The organism is Thiomicrorhabdus chilensis DSM 12352, from assembly GCF_000483485.1.
GTDB classification, from domain to species: Bacteria; Pseudomonadota; Gammaproteobacteria; order Thiomicrospirales; family Thiomicrospiraceae; genus Thiomicrorhabdus; species Thiomicrorhabdus chilensis.
On record NZ_KI519609.1, the window covers coordinates 1917666 to 1943307 of the forward strand.

The window sequence follows — 25642 nt, forward strand, 5'->3', positions numbered from 1 at the left end:
CTTATGCCTTCTCCTGAGTCAGAATCCAGTCACGCAGGTAGGTTTCAAAAGCTTGGCCGCGCTGTGCATAGTTGTCAAACTGATCAAAACTGGCGCAAGCCGGCGACAACAGAACGCTGTCATGCAGCTGGGCCAATTCCGTGGCTTTTGTCACGGCTTCGGCCAGGGTTTCAACCTGGATTACCGCCTCGTGTGGTAAAGCCTCGGCCAGCTTCTGTCGATCACGTCCAAACAGAATCACCTGCCGGCAATACTGATGCACCGGCGGCTGCAGCGGGCTGAAATCAGCATCTTTTCCGACTCCGCCTGCCAGCAGAATCACCTTTCCGTGACGATGAGCCGCTTGCTGACCAATGCTTTCAATCGCGGTCAAAGTCGCCCCGACATTGGTCCCTTTGGAATCGTTAATCCACTCGATATCGCGATAATTAACCACCAATTGGGTACGATGCGGCAAGCCCTTAAATTCGCTCAACACGGTTGCAAATACCTGAGGCGGCAAATCAAAGGGTTCACATAACGCCATCATCGCCAAGGCATTCAATTGATGGTGTTTACCTTGCAAGGCCATATCCGAGACTTTTACCAACGGGGTTTGGCCCTTTGCCAACCAGGCCTGTTCATTTTGCCAGAGCAAACCATAATCGTTGGCACTGTGAATAAAGCCTTCACTCAACCCAAACCTTACCACCGGACAGTGATGAATCACCCCTTGCTCGGCAAAACCTTCAGGCAGGACCGCCCATTCGGTATGCTCAAATAGTTTGGTCTTGGCTTGGATATAATCTTCAAGTTCATCATAGCGGTCCATATGGTCTTCTGAAATATTCAACACGGCTGATGAGATCGTTTGCAGCGAATAAGTGGTTTCCAATTGAAAGCTCGACAGCTCCAGAACATAAACGTCGTATTCGGTTGCATCCATCAGCAGATCAAGTGCCGGCTCTCCCAGGTTTCCGCCTACCCCAACCTGATATCCCGCTTGCTCCAAAACCTTGCCTGTCAGCGTAGTGACACTGCTCTTGCCGTTTGACCCGGTAATGCCGATCACCGGCTTGCCTACTGCACGCGCAAACAGCTCAATGTCACCGACCACCTGTTTACCGAGTTTCAATAAATGCTGCACCCAAGGTTCAGACTTGGCAATTCCCGGACTCAGCACAATGGTTTCAAATTGACTGACCCACGCCGTGGGCACATGCCCGGTCGCAAACGCCACCGCGGGGAATTGAGCCGCCAATTGTTTGACGTCCAGCTCCGAGCGCGTGTCATACGCAAAGCACTTTTCTCCTTGCGCCTGAAAATATCTCAAAACGGATTGCCCGGTTATACCTAATCCTGCTACTAAATACATCTTCTGTCCGCTTCCTAACGTCTAACCCTAACGATTTTCCAATCTCGACCCAGCCCTTTCGGACGCTTGCTTTTTCGCCAATCAGCGAATTTTCAAACTGGCCAGGCCGATCAGAACTAAAATAATAGTGATCACCCAAAACCGCACGATCACCTGAGATTCATGCCAACCCTTCTGCTCAAAATGATGGTGCAAAGGCGCCATCAAAAAGATACGTTTTCCTCTGAGTTTGAAAGACCCCACTTGTAAAATCACCGACAGGGTTTCTGCCACAAAGATGCCTCCCATCACAAACAGTACCAACTCTTGTTTGACGGCAATCGCCATCCCGCCCAGAGCCGCACCGATCGCCAAAGAGCCGACATCCCCCATGAACACCTGCGCCGGGTGGGCATTGAACCATAAAAAGCCAAGCCCGGCGCCTACCAGCGCGGCCGCCAAAATGGTCATCTCACCCACACCCGGAATGTAGGGGATATTTAAATAATCAGCAAAATAGACGTGCCCTGACAGATAGGCAAAGACGCCCAGTGCCCCGGAAATCATGACCGTCGGCATAATGGCCAAACCATCCAGCCCGTCGGTCAGGTTCACCGCATTGGAAGTGCCGACAATCACAAAATAGCTCAACAGAATGGTCCAGGCGCCCAGCTCGATGACCGTGTCTTTCATATACGGAATCAGCAACTGCGTTTCGGCCGGCACCGTGGCCAACGAAAACAAGGCATAAGCCGTCAGCAACCCAATAATGGATTGCCACAGATATTTGGTTCGGGCGCGCATGCCGTTCGGGTCTTTGTAAACGACTTTTTTATAGTCATCAATAAACCCGATGATGCCAAAGCCCAACATCGACAAGGTCACCACCAACAGATAGTGGTTACTCAAATTACCCCACAGTAATACCGCAATGGAAATCGAGAACAGAATCAAGGTCCCGCCCATGGTGGGCGTACCGGACTTCACCAAATGGGTTTGCGGGCCATCGGAGCGGATGCTTTGCCCGACTTTAAGACGCGTCAACCAACGAATCATCGGAGGGCCGATCAAAAAAGAGATGATCAAGGCGGTCAACACACTCATGATGGCGCGCATGGTAATGTAGCTGAATACACCAAACCCTGAGACGTATTGCTGGAGGTACTCGGTCAAGTAAATTAACATTGATTATCCTTTGGTGTCTTCATCTTTTGTATGGCCGTGTCGACTCAGTCCTTGCTGAATCAACTCGACCACCTTCTCCATCTTTGCGCTGCGCGAACCTTTGACCAGGACATTATCGACCTCACCCGATAATATCCTCTGCAAAATCTGCTGTGCCATCCTTTCATGATCGGCAAACCATTCGCTCTTTTCGCCAAACAAAGACGGCATCTTCCGGGTCGCATCACCGGTTACAAATAAATACTTCAATCCCTGGCTGCGGGCGTACTTTGCAATCATGGCATGGGATGCGGCGCTCTCAAGACCCAACTCGGCCATAGTTCCCAAACAGAGCATGGATTCACCCGGCAGTGAGGACAAGGTCTGAATCGCGGCTTTAACCGATTCGGGATTGGCATTATAGCTGTCATCAATCAGCCAGCCTTGGCCAATTTGTCTTTTATGTAAACGCCCGGCCACGCCGCTGAAATTCTGCAGGCCTGTCAGAATGAACTTCCAGTCAAGTCCAGCAGCCAAAGCAACCGCTGCACAAGCGGCCGCATTGAGGGCATTGTGTTTTCCCAAAAGCGGCATTGTAACCGTTTGTTTCTGCTGATTCACAAGCAAATCGAAACCAATTCGATCCCCAAGACTTTGGTAATCACTGAGACAGACATCGGCCAGCTTGGATTCACCGAAACGCCATATCCGCTCCACCTCTAAGTGCTGCAATTGTGACAGCCAGTATTCAAATCCTGGCGAATCGGTATTAATGACAGCCACCCCGCCCTGATTCAAACGGTTCAGGCCAAGGAAAATCTCCCCTTTTGCCTCAATCACGCCCTGCAAACTGCCAAAGCCTTCCAAATGCGCACCGGAAGCATTATTGAGCAACGCAATATCCGGTTCCGCCATCAGACTCAAATATTCGATTTCCTTGAGATGGTTGGCTCCCATCTCGATAATGGCGTATTCATGCTCGGGGCGCAGCTCCAACAGGGTGCGAGGCACGCCAAAGTCGTTATTCAGGTTGCCCTGAGTGGCGAGCGTTCGGCCTACTTCGGAAAATATATTAAGCAGCATGCCCTTGACCGTGGTCTTACCGTTACTGCCGGTAATGGCGATCAACTTTTTCAATGGCATCCGGCGACGATGCCATTGCGCAAACTGCCCCAATGCCAGCCGGGTATCTTCCACCAATACGCCTGGCACAATGGTGTCAACGGCTTCGGACACCAATACGGCGGCGGCGCCTTGCTTGACAGCTTCGGACACAAAATCATGACCGTCAAAGTGTTCGCCTTTGATGGCAATATAGAGCGCGCCGGGCTGCAAGGTTCGCGTATCGGTGCTGATACTGTCAAAATGCACCTTGCCGAGCTCAGCCAACGTGCCCAGCAACGTGCCCTCCGCACCCTGCAACAGTTCTTCAAGCGTCCAATAAAAGCCCGCTTCGTCTGAATCTTGTCGTGCATTATCCATAGGATCTTGTTTTGATGAAAACTCCATATTCCTCAACTGCCTCTGCATAAACGCCAATACATTCTGTGGATGCTCTTTTTGCACTCAAACCCCATCCCGGTTCTGCCGCAACCAATCCATCACCACCTGTTCATCACTAAACGGTTGTTTGACACCCTCGATATCCTGATAGGCTTCATGCCCTTTGCCGGCAATCAATACCAAATCCTCAGGTTTTGCCGAGCGCATCACTTTCTGAATCGCCTGTTTGCGGTCAAGCAGCACCTTAATCTCTTGCGGTTTCACAAAGCCGGTCATGATTTGTTGTGCAATAGCCTGCGGATCTTCGTAACGGGGGTTATCACTGGTCAGCACCACCTTATCCGCACCGTCTTCGGCCACCTTGGCCATCAATGGACGCTTGCCTGTGTCACGATCGCCTCCGCAACCAAACACCACCCACAAATCGCCACCGCCGCTGCCAGCCTCTTCACCCCCTAAGTGCTGGCGAATCGCCGTTAGCACATGCTGCAAAGCTTCAGCCGTATGTGCAAAATCCACGATCACAGTCGGATGGCTGGCCACAATCTGCATTCGCCCCTTGACCGGCCTGAGTTTGCCAAGCGCTTGGCAACAGGTCGGCCAATCAAACCCGCAGGCCTTCATAATGCCGACAGCACACAAAACATTTTCAACATTGAACCGTCCCATCAAAGGCACGTCTGTTCGACAATGTGCGGTCTCAAAAACCAACTCCAGCTCCATGCCTTCCAGCTTCAAATCACTGCGTTGACACTGCAAATTGCCAGGCAATTCATCACGGCATTGCTCCTGCCCCTCTATGACAGTCTGCGAACAATCCTCATAAAGCAAGGCGTTGGGCAAAACTGCTTTTAATTTCTGCCCTAGAGAGTCACAGTTGTTCAACACCTGAAAACGACTGTCATAATCGGTAAAGAGCTTGGCTTTGGCCGCATGATAAGCTTGCTCACTGCCATGAAAGTCCAAATGATCACGTCCTATCTGTGTCAAGGCCACGCATTCAAAAGACAGCTTTTCAATACGGCCCAACTCCAAGGCATGGGAGGAAACCTCCATCACCACCCAATTGACACCTTGCTGCCTGAATTCAGACAGCAAACGCTGAACCATAATCGCATCCGGGGTAGTATTGGCAGTGGCCTTCAGTTCATCCAAACTGTATTGAATCACTCCATTGCCCAAAGTACCGATCAGAGCAGGCGTTTGACCGCTCGCCAATAACAGCTGCGCCACATAATGGGCGCTTGAGGTTTTGCCATTGGTTCCGGTAATCCCGATCACTTTGATAAAGCGACTGGGTGAGTCATAAAACCAATCTCCCAATTGCCCCAGAAACCTGCCCAGTCCGGCCACCACCATCACCACCGGTGGATTGGAACAAGCCTCACAGCAGGCCTGCTCATTTTCATTTAACGGTCGGTCACTGATGATACAGTGAACTCCCGCATCCAGCACGGACGGTAAATAATCAAGCCCATGCTGAACCTGCCCCTGAAGTGCAACAAACCCATCCCCCGCCTGTATACTCCTTGAATCCAGAGACAGATTGCTGACCCTTAAGGATCCACAAGCCTGTCCATAAAACCCAACCACCTCGGTTAAGGCATTTAAAAAATCGGCCATCGCTTGGGTTGTTTTCATCTACCTAACTCCATGCGGCTAAAGCGAATCCAGCGTCTGATCGTGTGGTACATTGCGCAATCTCAAAGCCTGCTGCATGACCTCTTTAAACACGGGGGCCGCCACCGAGCCGCCATAATAGATACCGCGGCCCGGTTCATCCACTACCGTCACCATCACCATATCCGGGTCCGACACCGGCACAATTCCGGCAAACACCGACAAATACTGGTTCTGTTCGTAACCGCCTTGTTTGGTCTTATGCACGGTTCCGGTCTTGCCCGCCACCCGGTAACCCGATATCTGTGCTTTTGGCGCGGTTCCGCCTCGAGCGACCACTTTCTCCATCATCGACAAGACCGCATCAGCCGCTTCAGCCTTGACCACCTGCTGTTTCTGCGGAGCCTGGTCCAGCTTAAACAGACTCAAAGGCATGATCTTTCCTTGATTGGCAAACATCAAATAGCCATGCGCCAGATTCAACAGGTTCACACTGAAACCATAGCCGAAAGACGCCGACACCTGATCAAGCTCCTGCCACTGCGAAACCGGCTTCAAATAACCGGAAGCTTCCCCTGGCAAATACAAACCGCTATCTCGGTTGAAGCCCACATCCTTCCATAACTGCCACTCCTGTTCGGTGGTCAATTTGAGAGCGATTTTGGACGCCCCGACATTACTCGATTTCTGAATAATCTCCACCGGTGTCAAGACCCCGTTATTATGCGTGTCGGTAATGCGATAGCCCTGCACCCTAATTGATCCGGGATGAGTGTCGATCTTTTCATCCACTTCGATTACGCCGGCATCCAGCGCTTTGGCCACGATAAAGGGCTTTACCGTAGAACCAGGCTCAATCAGATCGGACACCACGCGGTTTTTAATGGCTCTTCCGTGAAGCTGGGCGCGGTCATTGGGGTTATATCCTGGCAAACTCACCATCGCCAAAATCTCCCCGGTTTTAGCATCCAAGACCACCGAGCTCGCCGATTTGGCTTGATGTTCGACCATCACTGATTTCAAGGCACGATAAGCAAAAAACTGAATATTCTTATCCAAGCTCAAGGTAATGTCCGAACCGGATTTGGCTGGCACCACATCCTTAACGAAATCAATCACCCTTCCGGCACGATCCTTAATGACCTGTTTCTGACCCGGTTTTCCTTTTAGCCAATCTTCATAGGCCAGCTCCAAGCCTTCCTGACCATGATCATCGATATTGGTAAAACCCAATAAATGAGCACTGATCTCACCCGCTGGATAATAGCGTTTATATTCATCCTGAATGTATACGCCGTAGAGGTTCAAGTCTTCTATCTGTTTCGCCAATTGCGGTTCGATCGAACGTTTCAGGTAAACGAATCGACGTTTTGAAAACGCTTTGACTTTGTCTGCTATTCGGTTTGAAGGAATTTCCAGAAGAGTGGCCAACTTGGAATAGGCTTGCTGATAGCCCAACATCTGCTCACCATCCACCCATACGGATGGAGAGTCCGAGCTTATGGCAATGACTGCTCCGGCATCTTTAGGAGTGAGAGCCATCTCCACCTTTTTCAGATAAATCCCCGGTAACTCGAGACTTTCGACCGCCTCAACAAGCTTGGCATCCTGAATCTGGCGAATAAAACTCAGTCTTTTATGGCGGTTCCGTTGAGCTAAATTCCTCAACTCAGATTCTTGCAGGCCCATTAACTGCAAAAAACGTACATAGGACTGTTGATAATTGTACATCACCTTGGCGTCCACCCATACAGAGGCCATCGGCGTGCTTAAAGCCAGAAGATCCCCGTGGCGGTCGTAGACAGTACCTCGAGGTGCTGGTATATCAATTGTCCTGACCTGACGTTTACTGCCCTCCTCCTGAAGAAACGAAGATTGCAGAATTTGCACATAAAAAGCGCGCACAAGAACGGCCATAAAGCCTAAAACAATCAGTGCAAACACCACCTTATCACGGCGCAATTTAGAGTTCATCGGGCTTTTCTTGTAAATAAATAGTCTGCAAATTATGATTTTTCTGAGATTTCTCAAACACCATATTCAATTTGGATTGAGCAATCTGTTCAATTCGGGCGGGGGAACTCAGATGCGTTTTTTCCAACATCAAACGCCCCCATTCCTCTTTCGCTTCAATGTTTTTTTTCAACGCCAGATAATAGGCGGTTTCTGTATGACGGATTTCATGCTGCACCTGAACAATCGCCAACAGAGTCAGCAATATCACCAGCAGCAAGCTGAAAAGAAAAAACCCACGCCACCCGAATAAATTCAAGTGTGTGGGCTTGGGGAATCTTCTTAACATATCCGTTACCGGACTACAGACCGAACTTACCAGGCCTGCTCATTTTCAAAAAATATTCTTTTGAACAAAGCTGGCCGGATAAACTCTAGTCCGCCTGGCGTCTTAGGAACGCAGGGATATCAAGGTAGTTCGAATTCGGCAAGCTGCCGGCTAAACCACCGTTTGCAACCATCTTCGGACGCTCCACTTCGGTTTCCTGAACCGCTTTGGCTGCGCTTTCCAATTTAACGCTTTGCTGCACTGGCTGTGGCGCGGCCTCAGGCTGGACGGCCTCCGGCTTCGCAACCGGCTCAGCGGTTTCTTTATTGGCTTGCACTGCGGTTAAGTTCGGCTTGACCATTTCTGGTTTTTTAGCCACGGCACCCGCTTCTTCCAGCCCTGTTGCCACTACCGTAACACGAATTTCATCCTGCATGGTTTCATCGATTGAAGTCCCGATGATGACTTTGGCATCGCCGGCGGCGACCTGGTCAATCACATCACCCACTTCATTGAATTCACCCAAGGTAAAGTCCAAACCGCTGGTGATGTTGACCAACAGCCCTCGCGCACCGGAAACCGAAATGTCTTCCAGCAACGGATTGGCGATCGCCTTTTCTGCCGCTTTGATGGCTCGGTCTTCACCTGTGGCGTGACCCACGCCCATCATCGCCATACCGCGTTCGGTCATGACGGTACGCAAATCTTCAAAGTCGACGTTGATCATACCCGGACGCGTCACCAACTCAGAGATCCCTTGAACGGCACCGTGCAACACTTCATTGGCATAATCAAAAGCTTTAGCCAAAACAAAGTCACGCCCCAACACTTTCAACAACTTGTCGTTTGGAACGGTAATCAAAGAGTCCACATGTTGTGACAAGGCATCAATCCCCTCATCCGCAATCTTTTGGCGGCGCTCAAAACTGAATGGACGACTGACCACACCAACGGTCAAAATCCCCATTTCACGCGCCGCTTGCGCCACAACCGGTGCCGAACCGGTACCGGTTCCGCCACCCATGCCAGCGGTAATAAACACCATATCGGCATCTTTCAACTGTTCCTTTACTTGGTCGATGTCTTCTTTAGCCGCTTGTGCGCCGCGCTCCGGATCGGCACCCGCACCCAAGCCGCCCGAACCCAACTGGATACAAGTGGCCACCTGAGAGTTGGCCAAGGCTTGCGCATCGGTATTCGCACACATAAATTCGACACCCTCAACATTTGAGCGCACCATATAGTCGACAGCGTTGCCGCCGCCTCCGCCGAGACCAATCACTTTAATGACAGGCATGCCAGGTGTCCGGACTGGCGTGGTTTCTTTTCCTACAAATTTCATGACGACGATTCCCCTTAATCAGCATGATAATGATGGTGTTGTGTTTTGTGCCAAAAATTTAACCTCCCTGACACAAGCCCCAACCTTGACTACAAACGTTCCGCAATGCGCAATACAGCACTGCGTGACCGAGCATTCAACCGACACTCTTCTTCGGTTGGAAAAATGGGTTTGCCGACTTTTTTCAAAACCGGCTCAATCACTTCCAACTGTATCGGTGAATCTGGGAACAAATCCTTCATGGTGGACTGATCCCGAATAAACTGTTTTACAATTCGATCTTCCAAAGAGTGAAAACTGATGACGGCCAAGCGTCCTCCTGGTGCTAAAATCGCCACGGCGGCTTCAAGCACGGTCTTCAGCACATCCAACTCTTTATTCACTGCAATGCGTATGGCCTGGAAGGTACGCGTTGCAGGGTGTTTATTACGTTCTGTTTTAGGCGACACTTTTTTCACCAGCTCGGCCAAATCCAAAGTGGTCTGCAGTGCGTCCTTTTCACTGACTTCTTTAATCGCTCGTGCGATTCTTCCGGCGAAACGTTCTTCACCATACTGTCTGAGCACCTTCACCAAAGTTTGCTCGTCGACTTGTTTCAACCACTCTCTGGCGCTCAACCCATCTTGCGGATTCATGCGCATATCCAAAGGCCCTGAGCGCATAAAACTGAACCCACGCTCGGCCTCGTCCAGCTGCGGCGAAGAGACACCCAAATCCAACAGCAAGCCATCCACTTTTCCGTTCAAGCCTCGTGCTTCACAGTATTCCGCCACTTTCTCGAAACTGCCGTGCTGAATTTCAAACCTTGGATCCTGAAAATTCTGTTTCGCATACTCAACGGCTTGCGGATCCTGGTCGATGCCGATCAAATGGCCGTTTGGCCCCAACTGTTCCAAAATCGCCCGACTGTGTCCGCCGCGCCCAAAGGTTCCATCGATGTAAACCCCATCCGGCCGGATATCCAAACCTTCCACGGACTCTTTCAATAAAACCGAATAATGTATCTGCTGACTGTCTTCCATGGCTGTCCCTTTTTCGCCTTCAGACATTACAGACTCAAACTCGCAAGCGATTCGGATATCTCATTGGACAAAGCGGTATCCAACATATCCGGACGACTCGCATCCCAAGCCTCTTGCGACCAAAGTTCAAATTTATTCCCCTGCCCCAATAAGATTGCGGCTTTTTCCAGCTTGGCGTGCTCACGCAGCAGGCTAGGTAAAAGCACACGTCCTTGGGAATCCATCTCCATCTCCGAGGCATGCCCTAATAACAAACGCTGGTAAAGACGTGCTTGAGGATCCACATTGGGAAGCGACATCAGTTTTCGTTCGATGACTTCCCACTCATCCAGGGTGTAGACAAGAAGGCAAGGGCTGTGCAGGTCGATGGTGGCAATCAATTGATTTTCGCTGGCTTCGGAAATCGACTCACGATAGCGCTTCGGGATCGCTAAACGCCCCTTCGCATCGATATTGATTGAATTGATTCCCCGAAAAAACAACATTTAAATTTCCACTTTTCGCCACTTTTCCCCACTTGTCGCCACTATATTGTTCTTGCCCGCCACTGTCAACCCCGAGAGAGCGCTTAAAAACTAAAATTTCATTACAGGACAATAACTTACCGATACTTACAGAAAACCCAAGGCGCATATTAGACACCTCTAATAAAGACATTAATTCAATAAGTTAGGAGCATAAAGATAAGTATTATTTTAAGTATTTTATACAAGGGGTTAATTTAAAAAAGACAACTCATGAAAATGGGCAAAAAACCCTATAGACACAACATATAGTAATAGATGAAAATAAAAACACTACATAGGATGGGTAGGCTGGGTTGAACGGCCTGATTTAAGGCATTGGGGTGTTTTTTCCCTAATTTTTCAAAAAAATCAAAAAAACGCCATTGTTTTTTTTAATTGAAAGCGAAAAATCAGTAAAAAACATTAAAAAATGCACATCAAAACCATCAAAAGAGCATTCGGAAACAAAACGGCCAGCACTCAAACAGGTGGACTGAAAAACGCAGAACGCCAACTGACACAAGAATAAAAACAGGAGCTGGGCGCCTCGGCCAAAATGGTTGATAGGCAACCATAAAGAAGGGAAAATGGGCAAAAGTGGGTCTGTAAGCCGGGTTCTGTACTCCAAAGAGCGACAATCATTCATCTGGAAGAAACATCACTGCTCTCCTCAAGCGACCTACCCGGAAACTCGTGCGAGCCACACGATGTCACTGGCGAACCAGTGGCGTTGTTTCCCTATTTGGTCTTGCACCGGATGGGGTTTTCACTGCCACTTCTGTTACCAGAAGCGCGGTGCGCTCTTACCGCACCATTTCAACCTTACCTGTTCGTCCGAAGACGCCATCGGCGGTATATTTTCTGCTGCACTGTCCATCGGCTCACGCCGCCCAGCCGTTAGCTGGCATCCCGCTCTGCGGTGCCCGGACTTTCCTCCGAAGCCAAAAACTTCCGCGATTGTCCAACCCACTTTTGCGTGGCGTACAGTACCCGAATTCACACTTAAAGTCCATTAATTAGATAAAAATCCGAGCGACCATTCAAGCTTTCAAGATACTGGCCGATAACCTTGAAAGATTTCCTCAAATGAGTCACAAAACATGCAGATTTCAGCCAATGCCGCGGTTTCCGCCGCCCTACACCAACAACAGGTCAATACCCAAGAACAGGTTCAGGTTTCCGTGCTGAAAAAAGCCATCGACACCCAGGCAAGCAATGCCTTAAGCCTGATAGCCAGCCTGCCAACGCCAGCCGGCACGGCGACAAGCACTCAAGGCCTGCCGGACAACCTGGGCAACCATATCAACACCCAGGCTTAAAAATTCACGCCACTTCTTAAAACTTCTTAAATATGAGCAGGCCTGCTCACATTCAATTAATCGCCGTCATTGCCAGCCAATGACTTGCTTAAGGTGAGCGCCACCTTATTACGGTAATGATAATAAGGCACCTGCTGATTGATCATTAACACAAACGGGAGCCAATCCTGGCGATGCTCTATGTAGCCAGCCAAGGCGCTGACCCCGATCAGAGAGCCGGATTTAGCAAACACCTTCTCTTCCACTTCCGGTAAAAGATGCTTCCAAGGTCGAAACACCTCAAGCACCTCCACCAGCTGTTGCGGCGTTAGGCGGTTTTGGCGCGACAACCCGGCACCCTCTTCTATCAAAGCGCCGTTCCAATTGAAATGTTTGGCCAGTTGTTCAGCATACATAAGCGCCACCTTGCGCTCGGTCGCTGGTTCGCCATAAAACTCGACACTGAGCATCAACGCCAGCTGGTTGGCGATAAAATTGGTCGAATACCGCATCATCGGACGCACGATATCAGCCAGCGTGTGCTGGTTATAGTGCCGATAAAGCCTTGGCCACTGTGAATCCACCCCACCCCAGTCAATAGTTTGGCCAACCTGAACGCCTTGCTGACGAAGCAATGTGGCCAGCAGTTCCGCAAAATAGCGTTGCCCGGTCTTGGGATCATCGCCGGTATTGAAACGTAACTCATCTTTCACCTTATGCTGCCCCAACGTCCGCGCCAAAGGCGTCAAAGGCGTCTGCTCCTCCGCAGAAAGCACGCGCCCGTTGTCTTTACGTAAAAACAGCGTATTGAAGTTGGCCGCAATCGCTGAAGGGATTGCATCATAAGGGTTGTCGCTGTGCCCGGTACCCGGGAGCACCAGAGAATCGGCAAAATAGCCCGTGTCAAGGACGATGCCGTCAATCGACTTTATACCTTCACTGAAAAGCCTGTGCTTGATCTGTCTGACGGCCTCCGTCAGCTCCTCAGAAATCAAAAACGGGTCACCATAGCCTTTGACATATAGCATCGTTTTATTGTCATGCTGATGACCATCACCTAGCTTGCGCACAAAAAAATCGGTTTTGAAACGATGCTGCTCTCCCCAATGCGACAAGGCCAGAAATGCGGTCACCAGCTTGGTGGTCGAAGCGGGCACAAAGGCTTTCTGCGCATCTTTGACTTTAATGACTCGCCCCTGATGATCTAACAGAAGCAGCCCTGACTGGGCCATATCAGCCAATTCCGGCAAGGCCTCCAGCCCTATCACCGAACTCTCGCCCGCCTTGACCGGGGCCACCAAAAGGCCGCCCAGTAGCACACAAAACAGCCCCATCATTCGAATCGACACAATACCCTTCCATCCCTATCAGTCATGCTTAAATCAGACCTGTCTAAAATTGAAATTACAGCCCACTATCTTACTTGATAGCCCGGCCAATTTCGCAATCACTTCTAAAAAGCCCTCATTCATCGATCAAAATCTGTTCACCCAGTTTTTCGAGATAAGCGATAATAAAGCCAATTAAATCACTTTTCAGCCATTAACCATGACCCAAATCACTGTCTGCTCACATCTTTGTCCGCATCAAGCACTCCATCTGAGCAAGGTTTTGGGGTTACCCTTAATTTCAACGCCGCCTCCTGCAAAACAGCTCGGCGAGCAGATGATACTCGACTGGTATCATTACAAGAACCAATGCCCTGAAGAGGCACCCAAACTAGGACTGTTCTCTTCGCACAGCGGCCCGGTGAGCATCGACTTCATCAGCGGCAAAAAAAACCATCGTCGCCAATTTGGCGGAGGCAAAGGCCAACCTTTGGCACGCGCCATCGGCATCAGCGGAGAAAACACACCCAGTGTACTGGATGCCACCGCTGGAATGGGCGGCGACGCCTTTGTGTTTGCCACACTGGGATGCCGGGTTGTGATGGTCGAACGTTCACCGATTGTTGCCGCGCTACTGCAAGACGCGTTGGACAGAGCCCTCAATGCGTCAAATCTCGACCCCGATGTGCGGGAGATTGTCGGCAGACTGTCACTGGTTAATGCCGATGCGGCCGACTACCTGTTAAACCAACAGCCTCAAGTTGAGGTGGTCTATATGGATCCGATGTATCCGGACAAGAAAAAAGCGGCATCGGCCAAAAAAGAAATGAAGGTATTGCAACAATTATTGGGGCCGGACATGGATAGCGAGAAACTGCTGGACGCGGCCCTGAGAACCGCCAACAAACGCGTGGTGGTCAAACGCCCCGCCAAAGCCCCAACCATAAAAGGCATTCAACCCAATGCAGAAATCAAAAGCCCCAACACCCGTTACGACATTTATTCCATTAAGGCCCTGAAGGCGGCCGGTTTGATTTGATTCAGGTTGGATTAACATAAAAAATGAACAGGCCTGTTCAGTTTGCAAACGCCATTTAAACCCGCGTTAACTTGATTGCTAGGTAAGCTCTTTTTACGAAGAAATCGAATGGAATATCGGAAAAGGAAGCGGTTAAAAATTGATATTGATACCACGCCCCGTCTCCGCGCTTCGACTGAGTGTCTTTTGTTTTTTGCTGGAAAAGAGACTATTTAAGATGGTGGCGTAACAACGTCAAAAACTCAAAGCCGTAACGCGCCAGTTTGCTTTCGCCCACACCGCTGATTTTCAACAATTCCGTATCGTCTTGCGGCTTATGGGTCGCCATTTCCACCAAAGCGGCATCGCCAAACACCACATAAGCCGGCACCTCTTCGCTTTCGGCAATTTCTTTGCGCAGGGTTCGCAAGGCTTCGAACAAATCGCGGTCGGCATCCGATAATTTATCCCGAGGCGATTTACCACCAAGCCTGCCCGTTTTGGACAAGACTTTTTTGGGCAAGGCCAGTTGCAGTTCAACCTTACCCTTTAACAAGGGGCCAGCGGATTCGGTGAGGCGCAACACCGAAAAATGCTGCACGTCCTGAAACAAATAACCCAGATGAATCAGCTGCCGGATCAGGCTCGACCACTCGTCGACACTGTACTCCTTGCCAATGCCATAGGTACTGAGTTGCTGATGACCCGATGAGCGAATGCGTTCATTGTCGGCACCGCGCAACACATCAATCACATGACGCACACCAAACCCCTGATCCAGACGGTAAACGCAGGACAGCGCCTTTTGCGCCGCCAATTTGCCATCAAACAGAGTCGGAGGGTTCAGGCAGACATCGCAGTTTCCGCAGGGTTTCTGACTGGCTTCACCAAAATAGTTGAGCAATACATTACGTCGGCAAGTCTGCGATTCGGCAAACGCCACCATGCTGGAGAGTTTGAAATTCTCGATGCGGCGCTGCTCTTCATTCGCCACCTGCTCCACAAAATGCTTGGCGGTGGCCACGTCCTGCATGCCGAACAACAGCAAGGCTTCCGACTCCAGGCCGTCACGGCCTGCACGGCCGGTCTCCTGATAATATCCTTCGATATTCTTGGGCAGGTCGTAATGCACCACAAAACGCACATTGGATTTATCGATGCCCATGCCAAAGGCGACCGTGGCGACCACAACATCCACTTCGTCGCGCAAAAACTGATGGTGCACTTTCTGGCGGATTTCACCCGGCAGCCCAGCATGATAGGCCTTGGCGTTATAGCCTTCGTCGATCAACTTCTGCGCCACCTCTTCAACACGCTTGCGGCTCAAGGCGTAAACAATGCCGCTCTCCTTGCGGGTTTCCTGCTCGCGCTGTTCGAGAAAGGCCAACAGCTGTTTCATAGGCTGACGCTTTTCAAGAACGGTATAACGGATATTGGGTCGGTCAAAACTGCTGACGTGAATTTGCGGCTGATGCAGGTGCAAACGCTGCAGAATATCATGGCGTGTGGCATGATCGGCGGTCGCCGTCAAAGCGATAAAAGGCACGCTTGGAAACAGGTCACGCAAGCGCCCCATTTGCGCATATTCCGGTCTGAAGTCATGGCCCCACTGCGAGATGCAGTGCGCCTCGTCGATCGCAAACAAGGCAATCGGCAGGCTTTGCAAGGTTTGCAGAAAGTGGGTATTTAAAAGCCGCTCCGGCGACACATACAGCAGATCCAATTGGCCGTTATGCAGCTGCATCATGACCTGGTCTGCAGCTTCGTAATCTAGCGAGGAGTTATAATAGGCTGCACTGACGCCGTTGGCTTTCAATGCCGTGACCTGATCCTGCATCAGCGCAATCAAAGGCGAGACCACCACTGCGGTTCCTGGGCGTATCAGAGCCGGAATCTGGTAACACAAAGACTTTCCGCCACCGGTGGGCATCAACACAAAACAGTCTTGACCCGACACCACATCATCAATAATGGAAGCTTGCTGCGGACGAAACTCGTCGTAACCGTAGACGCTCTTCAAAAGCTGAAGAGCCTGTGTCTGAATGGAAAAGTGCGTCATGAACCTAAAAGCCGAGGAAGAATCAAATGGGTCGTCAAGATAGACGATTGCCAAGCAAAACACAAGACCTTAAAGCCGCAAAACAGGATGAAGCCAACCTAAGATCAAGCAGGCCTGTTGATTTTAAAAAACGCTTTTAATTCAATCCACTGCCGCCATAGAAGCCAAAAAACACCACTAAAACCTAATCCCTACCAAATTACTCAACTTTTATCGATTTACAAGGTAAAATGGTCAGGCCTGCCGATTTTTCGCAGCTTGCTCAATGTTGTTAGCTGGCTTGCTATAAATAACCTTAAGCAAACTTTTATAGATGTAAAAATCATTAAAAAGGGACAAATACGAAAATGACCAAATCGATTTTGCTACTGACCATGATTCTGACGTGGATGCCATTCAGCAGTCAAGCTGAAGACTTCAAACCCTCCTCCGCCGTCACCGCTTTAATGCCGATTGTGATGGACAATCTCGACACCCTGAAACTGACACCGAAACAACTGGATGAGGTACGCGCCATCGCACGCGCCAACTTTTCGGAAGTGGAATACATCAATGCCCAATACCATAACCTCAAAAGCGCGCTCAAGGACGAGACATTGGACTTAAGCGGCAACAAGACACAAAGCCTGAAACTCATTAGCGAACTGGCGGAACTTGACCGCAAACGCATGACCTTGACAATCGAATGCGTCTACGGCCTCAAACAGATTCTGAGCGACGTTCAATACGATGAAGTGATTGCAATCCTGGAGTTTCACGGCTGACTCTCCATCATCGAAAGGCCTGCCTGTTTTCAAAACAGGCCTTCATCCCAATAGGCCTGATTACCAAAATGCGCCACCAGAAAATCGATGAACACGCGCGCCTTATGGGACAAATAACGGTTCTGGGGATAGACCGCATAGGCATGTATGAAAGGCAGTTGATACTCTTTTAACACCGGAACCAACTCGCCTTGACGCAGGGACTGCCAAACAATAAAGGTAGGTGAGAAAATCACCCCATGTCCGCTCACGGCCATCTGCCGAAGAAAGTCGCCGTTATTTGCATGAATCTGCCCGGATGCCTGCACCGGGTGTGCATAGCCGTCAGAGTCGGTCAAATGCCAAACTCCGTTGCGATCTCCGGTGTAATGCAGCACCTTATGCGACTTCAAGTCTTCCGGAGTCTGCGGTTCGCCACATTGCTGCAAATAATCCGGGCTAGCACACAACACAAAGCGAATCGGCACAATTTTACGCGCCTGAATGGACGCGTCTTTAAGCTCGCCGATGCGAAACGCCAGATCAAAGCCTTCCTCGACCATATCCACCTCGCGGTCCGAAAAATCGATTTTCAAAACCAAATTGGGATGCGTTTTGGCAAAAGCATCAAACGCTGAGGTCAGATGCGCCAGCCCAAAAGATAAGGGCACCGCCACCCTCAAGGTTCCGCTTAGCTGCTGCTCATCCCGATGAATCGCCGAATTCATCTCCTCAACCGACTCCACCACCTTAAGTGCACGTTCGTAATAGAGCTTGCCGGCCTCGGTCAAACTCGAGGTTCGAGTGGTGCGCTGAATCAATTTGCAAGCCAAGCGCGATTCCAAATCGGCCAAACGACGACTGACTGCAGACTTTGCCAAGTTTAATTGCTCCGCGGCTTTGCCGATGCCTCCGGATTCGACAATGCGAATGAAAATCTGCATCTCTTCCAGCTGACCCATGCCCCCTCCTTGTGTTGTTTTTGTTCTTAAAACAAGAACAGTGTTTTGGTATTTTGGCGGTTTTTCACGGTTTAATCAATCGCTAAACTGATCCATAAATTATGGGAGACAAAACATGGAAAACAGCATTCGCCAACTACAACAAATTTACCAAGGACTGCCCGCTTCCGACGGGGATGGCGTCAAGCTGACCCGCATCATCGGTCAGCCGAAACTGAAAAACCTGGATCCTTTTTTAATGCTGGATGCCTTCGGCACCGACCAACCGATGGACTACATCGGCGGCTTCCCTCCGCATCCGCACCGCGGTTTTGAGACGGTCACCTATCTGCTCGCCGGAAAAATGCGCCACCGTGACAATCAGGGCAACGAAGGCGTGATAGAACCCGGCGGCGTGCAGTGGATGACGGCCGGAAGCGGCATTGTCCATTCGGAAATGCCGGAACAGGAAGAAGGTCTACTGATGGGATTTCAGCTGTGGGTGAATCTGCCCGCTTCCGCCAAAATGACACCGCCGGCCTATCAAGAATACACCCCAGATCAAGTTCCGCAAGAGCTTTGGCCAAGCGGCACCAAGATCAAAGTCATTGCCGGCCGCACCGATCAAGGCACTTCCGGAATCATTCAAAACGACATGGTGCATCCGACCTATCTGGACGTTGAACTGCAAGCTGGAGAAGTTTTTACGCAAACACTTAAACCGTTTGAAACCGCTTTTTTCTATCTTCATCAGGGCCAGCTCGCAATTGAAGATACTGAACAACAGTCAGGATCCCAGCTTGAAAGCAAACAGCTTGGCCTTTTAGGTCCTGGGCAACAGGTGCGAATTAAAAACACCGACCAACAGGCAAGCCGCTTTTTGCTGATTGCCGGCACCCCGCTGAACGAACCCATTGTCCAGCGCGGCCCCTTTGTCATGAACAGTGAAGCCGAAATCCGCCAGGCCTTCGAGGATTATCACAACAATCGTTTTTAACCAGGCCTGCCGGTTTTCATCTCAACCTGAATGGGTACTGGATTATTTGACCCCAGAATTAGCATACATATATTAGGCGTTCCAATCACAAACGATTGGAACGCCTCAAGCCTCCACAAAACAGACTTTTCCGAGTCACACAGATTTTGCCGGTTGCTCAACGCCACCCAACACCACAATTTAATTTCAGTAAACGCTTGACAAAAAAAACAAAGGCTGTATAGTCCATCCTAAGAAAGAAATTCAATTGTTTACCTGCTCGATCATCGTAGTTATTATTCATAATCTCCGTTCTCCGTAGTTTTAAGTACCAGTCTATTTTTTTCGCACAACGCCTTTCCAGGCACCCATTTTTTATAAATTACAGGATAATTATTATGTCTAATACATCTACAGGAACTGTTAAGTGGTTCAACGAAGCTAAAGGTTTTGGTTTTATCGAACAGGAATCAGGTCCAGACCTATTTGCTCACTTCAGCGCTATTACTGGTGCGGGCTTCAAAACCCTTGCTGAAGGTCAAAAAGTTGAGTTCACTGTTGCTCAAGGTCCAAAAGGTCCACAAGCTGAAAACATCGTTGCTCTTTAATTAAGCAACTTTGATTTAAGCCTTTAAAAAGGGCGAGACCATCCGGTCTCGCCCTTTTTTATTGCCCAAAATATTTCTTCAAAGATTCACATCAGGTTCCTTTACCAACAGGCCTGTTGAAACTCAGGAACCTTTTAACTCCAGCACACGACTGTAAATGGCCTTTTTCTTTTGCCCGCTATAATCGACCAGAATGTCGGTAATCTGTTTGACGGGCAGATTCTGCTTCAACATACTCACAATCAGCTCATCATAATCCCCTGCTTCCTGCTGAGGCTCGGCCACATCCCCCATCACCATCAACACGAATTCGCCGCGAACCTTGTCAGGATGATCCGTAAAGTACCGCAAGACCTCTTCAATACTGCCCGGCACGAACTGTTCAAAGGCTTTGGTCATCTCCCGTGCCGCAACCATTTGGCGCTTTTCTCCCAGCACCGTTTTCAACGCCTGCAAAGAATCCATTAAACGATGTGGAGATTCGTAAAACACCAAGGTTCGAGTATCCGTCTGAAGACTTTCCAGCACCTGAAGGCGCTTTTGGTTTTTTGCCGGCAAAAAACCCTCATAGCTAAAACGGTCGGTTGGCAAGCCCGCCGCGGACAAAGCGGTAATCACCGCGGAAGGCCCAGGAATGGGCACCACCTTGACGTCCTGTTGACGCAAAAGTTTGACCAAGTGAAAACCAGGGTCATTGATCAACGGCGTACCGGCATCGGAAACCAAGGCTCCGCTCTCACCTTGCTGCAAGCGTTCCAACAGTTGTTCACTGCGGGCCTGCTCATTATGATCGTGCAAGCTGATTAAAGGCCGCTTAATCGCCATGGCCTGCAGCAGCTTCTGGGTATGTCGGGTGTCTTCCGCCGCCACCCAGTCCACCGATCCAAGCACTTCGATTGCCCGGTGGGTAATGTCCTTAAGATTGCCGATAGGCGTGGCCACGATATAAAGAGTGCCACTGTTGATTGCACTGGGGGACTGGCTGTTGTTTTCCATAAAATCCTTCTGGTATATGTTTGGCTTATCTTCTATTGTTTTTTATTTGCTGCAATTGCGGATAAACCGTCCTAAACCATTCAATTCGCTATATAATCTGCACCATGATCAATCGTGAACCATTCTATAAAAAAATGCACCAGACCACTGCTTTAATTATCGTTTCTTCGCTGTTAACCACCCTGTTTTTGGGTCTTTCCGGCTGTAGCATGCCCGGCGACAGCAAACGCGCCGAACCGCAAGCGGACATTGTCTTGAGCCAGGCACAGCAAAAATCCGCCCAAGAATTGAAACTTGATGAACTGCAACAGCAGATTCGCATGGCACAGCAGCAAAAAAACTGGAAACGTTATGTAGCCTTAAGCGAACAACTCTGGCAACAAGCCGATGAGGAAAACCAGGCGGCCATCGAATACATGGTCTGGCACACTTTATCCCAGGAGTTTGACAGCCCGGAGAAAATCGCATTACTCGAGCAATCCCAAGATCGCGCACTGCAGAGCTGGGCCAGCCTGCTTGACGCACAACAACAACCCGGACTCTATGCACTCCAGGCCTTGGCGGATGCCGCCACTTTTCATAGTGACGCCCTTTATGTAAAACACTTGGTTCCGGCTCTGCAGATGCGTTTTAAAAACCGTCAAACGGTTCGCCAACTCGCGATTCTATTGCCCTTCAAAGGCAAATACCAGCAGGTAAGCTCGCAAATCCGCAACGGCTTGCTCAAGGCCTATATGCTCTCCAATCGCACTATTGAACTGAGGTTTTACGATTCCAGTGAAACCGATGAAGTCGCCCAACGTTACCGTCAAGCCAAACAAGACGGTGCCGACCTGGTGATTGGCCCCTTGACCAAAGAAGCGATTGAAGCCTTAATTGCCGAGAACATTACCGGTTTTCTGGCCTTGAACAGCGTCGACAATGCAAACATCAAAGCGTTCAACTTCCGCTCACAAAGCGAAAGCCTGCAAATCACTCAACAACTGCACCGTATGCAATACCAGCGCATCGGCATTCTCAGCAGCGAATCCAGCCGGGACACCAGCACGGCCATGGAACTGCGCGCCAAGTGGTTGAACACCCCGGAAAACCAAGCCTTATTACACCAATACCCGTTGAAAAACCCAAACCTCAGAAAAGCCCTGGGCGGACTGATCAATGAAGAGGCCAGTCAGGCGCGTTACAATAATTTGCGCTGGCTGCTGCGTCAAAAGCTGGAGTTTTTCCCGCGAACCCGCCAGGACTTGCAAGCGATTGTATTGATTGGCAACGCCAACCAGGTGGCGGTATTCCATCCGCAATTCGAGTTCTTTCAGCTGGACATTCCGGTTTATGCCACCTCAAACCTGACGCCAAGCAATCTCCAAAACATCGAACGCAACCAGGACTTGGCCAAGGTCATTTTCCCGACCATGCCGGCACTGTTCAAAGCGCACACCCTCAAGACCCCGCTGGAAGCGTTTGGCTGGGACAGCTTCCTGCTGGCCACGCAACTGGCTAATCTGGCCCCCAACCTATGCCTGACTCAAGGGCAAGGCGGCCTGCTTTATCAGGACGAAAGTCAACAAATAGACAAGAAACTGATCTGGGCGCAATATTCTGATAACGGTATCTTGATGCGTTGGGTACCGCCCGCACCCTCTCCTGAAAACAAAGATGAGATGCAAAACCCTCTACAGGATAAAATCACCCCCACTCAGACACCTGATAAGAAGTTATCAGCGCCGGAAACGAACAGTGGTGAAATCAAACTGGAAAGCGAGCCCTCTCCACGCCGCCAACCGATTATATTGCAATAATCGCCCCTGGCCATGAAAGTTATTCAACACCTGAAAAACAAGTTGATTGGCCAACAAAAAGAGCAGCAAGCTGCCGCCTGGTTAAGAAAACAGGGTTATGAGATTCTTGCTGAAAACTACCTCTGTCGCGGAGGAGAAATCGATCTGATCGGATTCAAGCAGGCCTCCAACCAATTGATTTTCTTTGAGGTCAAGTACCGAAAATCCACTAAATACGGGCATCCGGCGGAGTTTGTGACTTCGCAGCAACAGCAAAGAATCATCCGCTGCGCCGAGCTGTTCCTACTCAAACATCCTTTATATCAAAATGCCCGCATGCAGTTTGACGTGCTCACATTTGTGGACGATCAGGCCTTGCCGGTTCGCATTGAAAACGCCTTCGGCCAATAAGGCTTATCCACTTATCCCAAAGTTATCCACAGGTAAGTCCAAACTTAGTTTGTCCGCTTGTTTGCGCTTTTCGGCATTCAGTACCACCGGCAGGGTTTTCAAAACCGAGTCTGGATTGAGGCTCATCGCATCAATGCCCAACTCCACCAAAAACTCGGCAAACTCCGGATAATCTGAGGGCGCCTGTCCGCAAATACTGATGTGTTTGCCATGTCGGTGTGCACCTTCAATCGCCATTTGCACCATCTTCTTGACTCCGGGGTCGCGCTCATCATAATCGAAGGCCACCTTGGCGGAATCCCGGTCCACCCCCAAAACCAGCTGGGTAAGGTCGTTGGTGCCTATCGAAAAGCCGTCAAAATACTGGGCAAACTCATCAATCAACAGAACGTTATTAGGGATTTCCACCATCATGTATACCTGCAAGCCGTTCACGCCTCTCACCAGACCGTTTTCAGCCAGGTTTTCAATCACCCGCTTTGCCTCTTCGACCCTGCGGCAAAACGGAATCATGATAATCACGTTATCCAACCCCATAACATCGCGAACGCGTTTGATTGCTTGGCATTCCAACGCAAAACTGGCTTTATAATCGGCATCGTTGTAACGGGATGCGCCTCGAAAGCCAAGCATCGGATTCTCCTCTTCGAGCTCGAAATCAGAGCCGCCAATCAGCGCCGAGTATTCGTTGGACTTAAAATCCGATAATCGCATCACCACCGGTTTTGGATGAAAACCGGCTGCAATGGTACCGATTCCCTCCGATAGTTTTTGTACAAAATACTGTTCACCGTTGACAAAGCCCTGGGTCAATTGCGCAATCGTGACGCGCTCTTTTTCACTGCTGACCCGCTCGGGATTAAGCAATGCCTGCGGATGGACTTGAATGCTGTTATTGATAATGAACTCCATACGCGCCAAGCCGATGCCGGCATTGGGAATCGAATTCAACTGAAACGCCAATTCCGGATTGCCGAGGTTCATCATCATTTCCGTTGTTGGCGACTCTAAATCACACAAGTCGGTCTGATTGATTTGATAAGCCACTTCACCGGCATACACACGCCCTTCATCGCCTTCCGCACAGGAGACCGTCAACAGCTGACCATTCTGAATCAGCTCGGTTCCTTTGCCGGTGCCGACTACAGCGGGAATTCCCAACTCACGGGCAATAATGGCCGCATGACAGGTGCGTCCTCCACGGTTGGTGATGAGGGCGGCGGCTTTTTTCATCACCGGCTCCCAGTCGGGCGTGGTGATGTCCGAAATCAGGATTTCACCCTCTTGAAACTCATGCAGAAATTCCACTGACGAAATCACGCGCGCGCGTCCACTCGCCACTTTACTGCCGACAGAACGTCCGGTCACGATGGGTTCTGGAGGTTGTTCGGTCAGCTCATAACGCTCCAATATGGAACCTTTTCGTTGAGACGACACGGTTTCCGGACGCGCCTGAACCACAAACAGGTTGCCGCTTACTCCGTCTTTTGCCCACTCCATATCCATTGGACGCGCCTGTCCGGCTTTTTCACTGTAATAACGCTCAATTTTGATGGCATACTCGGCCAGGCTCAAAGCCTCCTGATCACTGATGCAATAACTTTTACGTTCCGCTTGAGTGGTGGGAACATTCTTGACCGGCTGTCTGCGGTTGCTGTCTGTCGCGTAAATCATCTTGATTTTCTTGGCACCCAGGTGGCGTTTAATGACACTCCTGAAGCCCTTATTAAAGGTAGGTTTGTGCACATAAAACTCATCCGGGTCGACCGCGCCTTGCACCACATTCTCCCCCAGCCCGTACGCGCCGGTAATCAGCACTACATCTTTGAAACCGGTTTCGGTATCAATGGAAAACATCACGCCCGATGAAGCCATATCGGAACGCACCATCAATTGCACCCCGATCGAAAGCGCCACCTCAAAATGCCCAAACCCCTGGTCGATACGATAGTGAATCGCACGATCGGTAAACAGACTGGCAAAACAGTGTTTACAGGCATCGATATAGGCGCTCAAACCGGAAATATTCAAATAGGTATCCTGCTGGCCGGCAAAACTCGCGGTCGGTAAATCTTCAGCCGTAGCCGAGCTGCGTACCGCCAGAGAGATCGTATGGTCATATTCGGCCACCAAGGTCTCGTAAGCATCCACCATCTCTTGATAAAGTGCATCCGGCAGTTTGGCGTTGTACAGCAATTCGCGCGCCTGCGCGCCACGCCGCTGAAGATCCTGAGTGCTGTCCGAGTCCAGTGGATCCAATATCTCATGCAAGGTGTTCAACAGGTCATTCTCATCCAATATCGCACGATAGGCCGCCGAGGTGATGGCAAAACCGTTTGGAATCGGCACGCCTTGCGGCACCAGACTCTGATACATCTCCCCCAGAGAAGCATTTTTACCCCCCACCAATGGAATATCGTCAATTCCCAACTCGGCAAAAAAACGAATAAAACGGCTGGAAGAAAAGGACTGTTCAACAGGCATGAGTCGCCTCCTATTTTGATCGATACTGGACAAATTCAAAGATGCATTTGCAGTCAATCCAAACCGAATCGACTGCTTCACAGCTTACGCCTATTAAGTAGTATTATCCAGACCGAACCGATACTTTTTAAACAACGTTTTTCAACAAAAAAAATTGCACAACTACAGGATTCCAAAGCGAAAACAGGCAGGCCTGCCTGTTTTCAGAAATGCGTTCAGACGGCTATAAAG

21 protein-coding genes and 1 other RNA gene are annotated in these 25642 nt (G+C 50.0%); 7 read left to right on the forward strand and 15 right to left on the reverse strand.

The annotated features are described in order from the left end of the window. Window position 1: 1 nt before the first annotated feature. The 10 genes from murD to rnpB all read right to left on the reverse strand — a co-directional run bounded on the left by murD (window position 2) and on the right by rnpB (window position 11744). Window positions 2-1354 carry a UDP-N-acetylmuramoyl-L-alanine--D-glutamate ligase gene (gene murD / locus B076_RS0109180; protein WP_028487051.1) on the reverse strand — a complete coding sequence of 451 codons (1353 nt, stop codon included), beginning with the start codon at window positions 1352-1354 and terminating at the stop codon, window positions 2-4. A gap of 81 nt (window positions 1355-1435) precedes the next feature. Next, entirely contained in the window at window positions 1436-2518 is a 1083-nt protein-coding gene (gene mraY / locus B076_RS0109185; RefSeq protein ID WP_028487052.1) for a phospho-N-acetylmuramoyl-pentapeptide-transferase, read from the reverse strand. 3 nt (window positions 2519-2521) lie between these two features. Further along, on the reverse strand, window positions 2522-4063 hold the full coding sequence (locus tag B076_RS12605; protein ID WP_245566347.1) for a UDP-N-acetylmuramoyl-tripeptide--D-alanyl-D-alanine ligase: 1542 nt from the start codon (window positions 4061-4063) through the stop codon (window positions 2522-2524). Continuing rightward, window positions 4064-5641, reverse strand: coding sequence for a UDP-N-acetylmuramoyl-L-alanyl-D-glutamate--2,6-diaminopimelate ligase (locus tag B076_RS12610; RefSeq protein ID WP_051347280.1), 1578 nt, complete (start codon window positions 5639-5641; stop codon window positions 4064-4066). Between the two features lie 18 nt (window positions 5642-5659). After that, window positions 5660-7594, reverse strand: a complete 1935-nt coding sequence (locus B076_RS0109200; RefSeq protein WP_038150521.1) for a peptidoglycan D,D-transpeptidase FtsI family protein — start codon at window positions 7592-7594, stop codon at window positions 5660-5662. Next, window positions 7584-7922 (reverse strand): cell division protein FtsL, encoded by a 339-nt coding sequence (gene ftsL / locus B076_RS12615; RefSeq protein ID WP_084205750.1) that lies wholly within the window; start codon window positions 7920-7922, stop codon window positions 7584-7586. The genes B076_RS0109200 and ftsL overlap by 11 nt, the downstream gene beginning before the upstream one ends. Window positions 7923-8007: 85 nt before the next feature. Next, complete coding sequence (gene ftsZ, locus B076_RS0109210; RefSeq protein WP_028487054.1) at window positions 8008-9243, reverse strand: cell division protein FtsZ; 1236 nt, start codon at window positions 9241-9243, stop codon at window positions 8008-8010. 89 nt (window positions 9244-9332) lie between these two features. Beyond that, a complete protein-coding gene (rsmH, locus tag B076_RS0109215) occupies window positions 9333-10292 on the reverse strand; it encodes a 16S rRNA (cytosine(1402)-N(4))-methyltransferase RsmH (RefSeq protein ID WP_084205751.1) in 960 nt (319 codons plus the stop codon). Next, complete coding sequence (mraZ, locus tag B076_RS0109220) at window positions 10292-10750, reverse strand: division/cell wall cluster transcriptional repressor MraZ (protein ID WP_028487056.1); 459 nt, start codon at window positions 10748-10750, stop codon at window positions 10292-10294. The genes rsmH and mraZ overlap by 1 nt, the downstream gene beginning before the upstream one ends. 611 nt (window positions 10751-11361) lie before the next feature. Beyond that, an RNA gene (rnpB, locus tag B076_RS13120) (RNase P RNA component class A) lies at window positions 11362-11744 on the reverse strand. A 127-nt stretch (window positions 11745-11871) separates the two neighbouring features. Here rnpB and B076_RS0109230 point away from each other — a divergent pair. Beyond that, window positions 11872-12090: a YjfB family protein gene (locus tag B076_RS0109230; RefSeq protein WP_028487058.1), complete on the forward strand. Its 219-nt coding sequence runs from the start codon at window positions 11872-11874 to the stop codon at window positions 12088-12090. Between the two features lie 56 nt (window positions 12091-12146). Here the strand turns inward: B076_RS0109230 and B076_RS0109235 are convergent, their stop codons facing one another. Next, window positions 12147-13418: a D-alanyl-D-alanine carboxypeptidase/D-alanyl-D-alanine-endopeptidase gene (locus B076_RS0109235; protein ID WP_157753548.1), complete on the reverse strand. Its 1272-nt coding sequence runs from the start codon at window positions 13416-13418 to the stop codon at window positions 12147-12149. Between the two features lie 199 nt (window positions 13419-13617). Between B076_RS0109235 and B076_RS0109240 the strand changes: the two genes are divergently transcribed. After that, window positions 13618-14436, forward strand: coding sequence for a class I SAM-dependent methyltransferase (locus B076_RS0109240; RefSeq protein WP_038150523.1), 819 nt, complete (start codon window positions 13618-13620; stop codon window positions 14434-14436). A gap of 208 nt (window positions 14437-14644) precedes the next feature. On the opposite strand, the gene recQ is transcribed toward B076_RS0109240, so the two are convergent. Next, entirely contained in the window at window positions 14645-16474 is a 1830-nt protein-coding gene (gene recQ / locus B076_RS0109245; RefSeq protein ID WP_051347282.1) for a DNA helicase RecQ, read from the reverse strand. Between the two features lie 347 nt (window positions 16475-16821). Between recQ and B076_RS0109250 the strand changes: the two genes are divergently transcribed. Then, the gene (locus B076_RS0109250) at window positions 16822-17238 is read left to right on the forward strand and encodes a hypothetical protein (RefSeq protein ID WP_028487062.1); all 417 of its coding nucleotides are present in this window, start codon (window positions 16822-16824) and stop codon (window positions 17236-17238) included. A gap of 29 nt (window positions 17239-17267) precedes the next feature. Here the strand turns inward: B076_RS0109250 and B076_RS0109255 are convergent, their stop codons facing one another. Next, window positions 17268-18179 carry a LysR family transcriptional regulator gene (locus B076_RS0109255; RefSeq protein ID WP_028487063.1) on the reverse strand — a complete coding sequence of 304 codons (912 nt, stop codon included), beginning with the start codon at window positions 18177-18179 and terminating at the stop codon, window positions 17268-17270. A gap of 115 nt (window positions 18180-18294) precedes the next feature. Between B076_RS0109255 and B076_RS0109260 the strand changes: the two genes are divergently transcribed. Both B076_RS0109260 and B076_RS0109265 read left to right on the forward strand, forming a co-directional pair. Next, window positions 18295-19155 (forward strand): pirin family protein, encoded by an 861-nt coding sequence (locus tag B076_RS0109260; protein WP_028487064.1) that lies wholly within the window; start codon window positions 18295-18297, stop codon window positions 19153-19155. 377 nt (window positions 19156-19532) lie between these two features. Beyond that, window positions 19533-19742, forward strand: a complete 210-nt coding sequence (locus B076_RS0109265) for a cold-shock protein (RefSeq protein WP_028487065.1) — start codon at window positions 19533-19535, stop codon at window positions 19740-19742. Window positions 19743-19865: 123 nt separating this feature from the next. On the opposite strand, the gene rsmI is transcribed toward B076_RS0109265, so the two are convergent. Beyond that, entirely contained in the window at window positions 19866-20738 is an 873-nt protein-coding gene (rsmI, locus tag B076_RS0109270) for a 16S rRNA (cytidine(1402)-2'-O)-methyltransferase (protein ID WP_028487066.1), read from the reverse strand. Between the two features lie 134 nt (window positions 20739-20872). Here rsmI and B076_RS12620 point away from each other — a divergent pair, with 134 nt between their 5' ends. Together B076_RS12620 and B076_RS0109280 are read left to right on the forward strand one after the other, a co-directional pair. After that, window positions 20873-22537: a penicillin-binding protein activator gene (locus B076_RS12620; protein WP_157753549.1), complete on the forward strand. Its 1665-nt coding sequence runs from the start codon at window positions 20873-20875 to the stop codon at window positions 22535-22537. A gap of 12 nt (window positions 22538-22549) precedes the next feature. Further along, complete coding sequence (locus tag B076_RS0109280; protein WP_051347283.1) at window positions 22550-22927, forward strand: YraN family protein; 378 nt, start codon at window positions 22550-22552, stop codon at window positions 22925-22927. A 3-nt stretch (window positions 22928-22930) separates the two neighbouring features. Here the strand turns inward: B076_RS0109280 and ppsA are convergent, their stop codons facing one another. Continuing rightward, window positions 22931-25411 carry a phosphoenolpyruvate synthase gene (ppsA, locus tag B076_RS12625; protein WP_051347284.1) on the reverse strand — a complete coding sequence of 827 codons (2481 nt, stop codon included), beginning with the start codon at window positions 25409-25411 and terminating at the stop codon, window positions 22931-22933. Window positions 25412-25642: the final 231 nt, after the last annotated feature.

What these genes read in the sequence shown, in the direction of transcription:
- murD (WP_028487051.1), bottom strand. Translation starts at nt 1,354, where the DNA reads ATGTATTTAGTAGCAGGATTAGGTATAACCGGGCAATCCGTTTTGAGA.
- mraY (WP_028487052.1), bottom strand. Translation starts at nt 2,518, where the DNA reads ATGTTAATTTACTTGACCGAGTACCTCCAGCAATACGTCTCAGGGTTT.
- B076_RS12610 (WP_051347280.1), bottom strand. Translation starts at nt 5,641, where the DNA reads ATGAAAACAACCCAAGCGATGGCCGATTTTTTAAATGCCTTAACCGAG.
- B076_RS0109200 (WP_038150521.1), bottom strand. Translation starts at nt 7,594, where the DNA reads ATGAACTCTAAATTGCGCCGTGATAAGGTGGTGTTTGCACTGATTGTT.
- ftsL (WP_084205750.1), bottom strand. Translation starts at nt 7,922, where the DNA reads ATGTTAAGAAGATTCCCCAAGCCCACACACTTGAATTTATTCGGGTGG.
- ftsZ (WP_028487054.1), bottom strand. Translation starts at nt 9,243, where the DNA reads ATGAAATTTGTAGGAAAAGAAACCACGCCAGTCCGGACACCTGGCATG.
- rsmH (WP_084205751.1), bottom strand. Translation starts at nt 10,292, where the DNA reads ATGTCTGAAGGCGAAAAAGGGACAGCCATGGAAGACAGTCAGCAGATA.
- mraZ (WP_028487056.1), bottom strand. Translation starts at nt 10,750, where the DNA reads ATGTTGTTTTTTCGGGGAATCAATTCAATCAATATCGATGCGAAGGGG.
- B076_RS0109230 (WP_028487058.1), top strand. Translation starts at nt 11,872, where the DNA reads ATGCAGATTTCAGCCAATGCCGCGGTTTCCGCCGCCCTACACCAACAA.
- B076_RS0109240 (WP_038150523.1), top strand. Translation starts at nt 13,618, where the DNA reads ATGACCCAAATCACTGTCTGCTCACATCTTTGTCCGCATCAAGCACTC.
- recQ (WP_051347282.1), bottom strand. Translation starts at nt 16,474, where the DNA reads ATGACGCACTTTTCCATTCAGACACAGGCTCTTCAGCTTTTGAAGAGC.
- B076_RS0109250 (WP_028487062.1), top strand. Translation starts at nt 16,822, where the DNA reads ATGACCAAATCGATTTTGCTACTGACCATGATTCTGACGTGGATGCCA.
- B076_RS0109255 (WP_028487063.1), bottom strand. Translation starts at nt 18,179, where the DNA reads ATGGGTCAGCTGGAAGAGATGCAGATTTTCATTCGCATTGTCGAATCC.
- B076_RS0109260 (WP_028487064.1), top strand. Translation starts at nt 18,295, where the DNA reads ATGGAAAACAGCATTCGCCAACTACAACAAATTTACCAAGGACTGCCC.
- B076_RS0109265 (WP_028487065.1), top strand. Translation starts at nt 19,533, where the DNA reads ATGTCTAATACATCTACAGGAACTGTTAAGTGGTTCAACGAAGCTAAA.
- rsmI (WP_028487066.1), bottom strand. Translation starts at nt 20,738, where the DNA reads ATGGAAAACAACAGCCAGTCCCCCAGTGCAATCAACAGTGGCACTCTT.
- B076_RS12620 (WP_157753549.1), top strand. Translation starts at nt 20,873, where the DNA reads ATGCACCAGACCACTGCTTTAATTATCGTTTCTTCGCTGTTAACCACC.
- B076_RS0109280 (WP_051347283.1), top strand. Translation starts at nt 22,550, where the DNA reads ATGAAAGTTATTCAACACCTGAAAAACAAGTTGATTGGCCAACAAAAA.
- ppsA (WP_051347284.1), bottom strand. Translation starts at nt 25,411, where the DNA reads ATGCCTGTTGAACAGTCCTTTTCTTCCAGCCGTTTTATTCGTTTTTTT.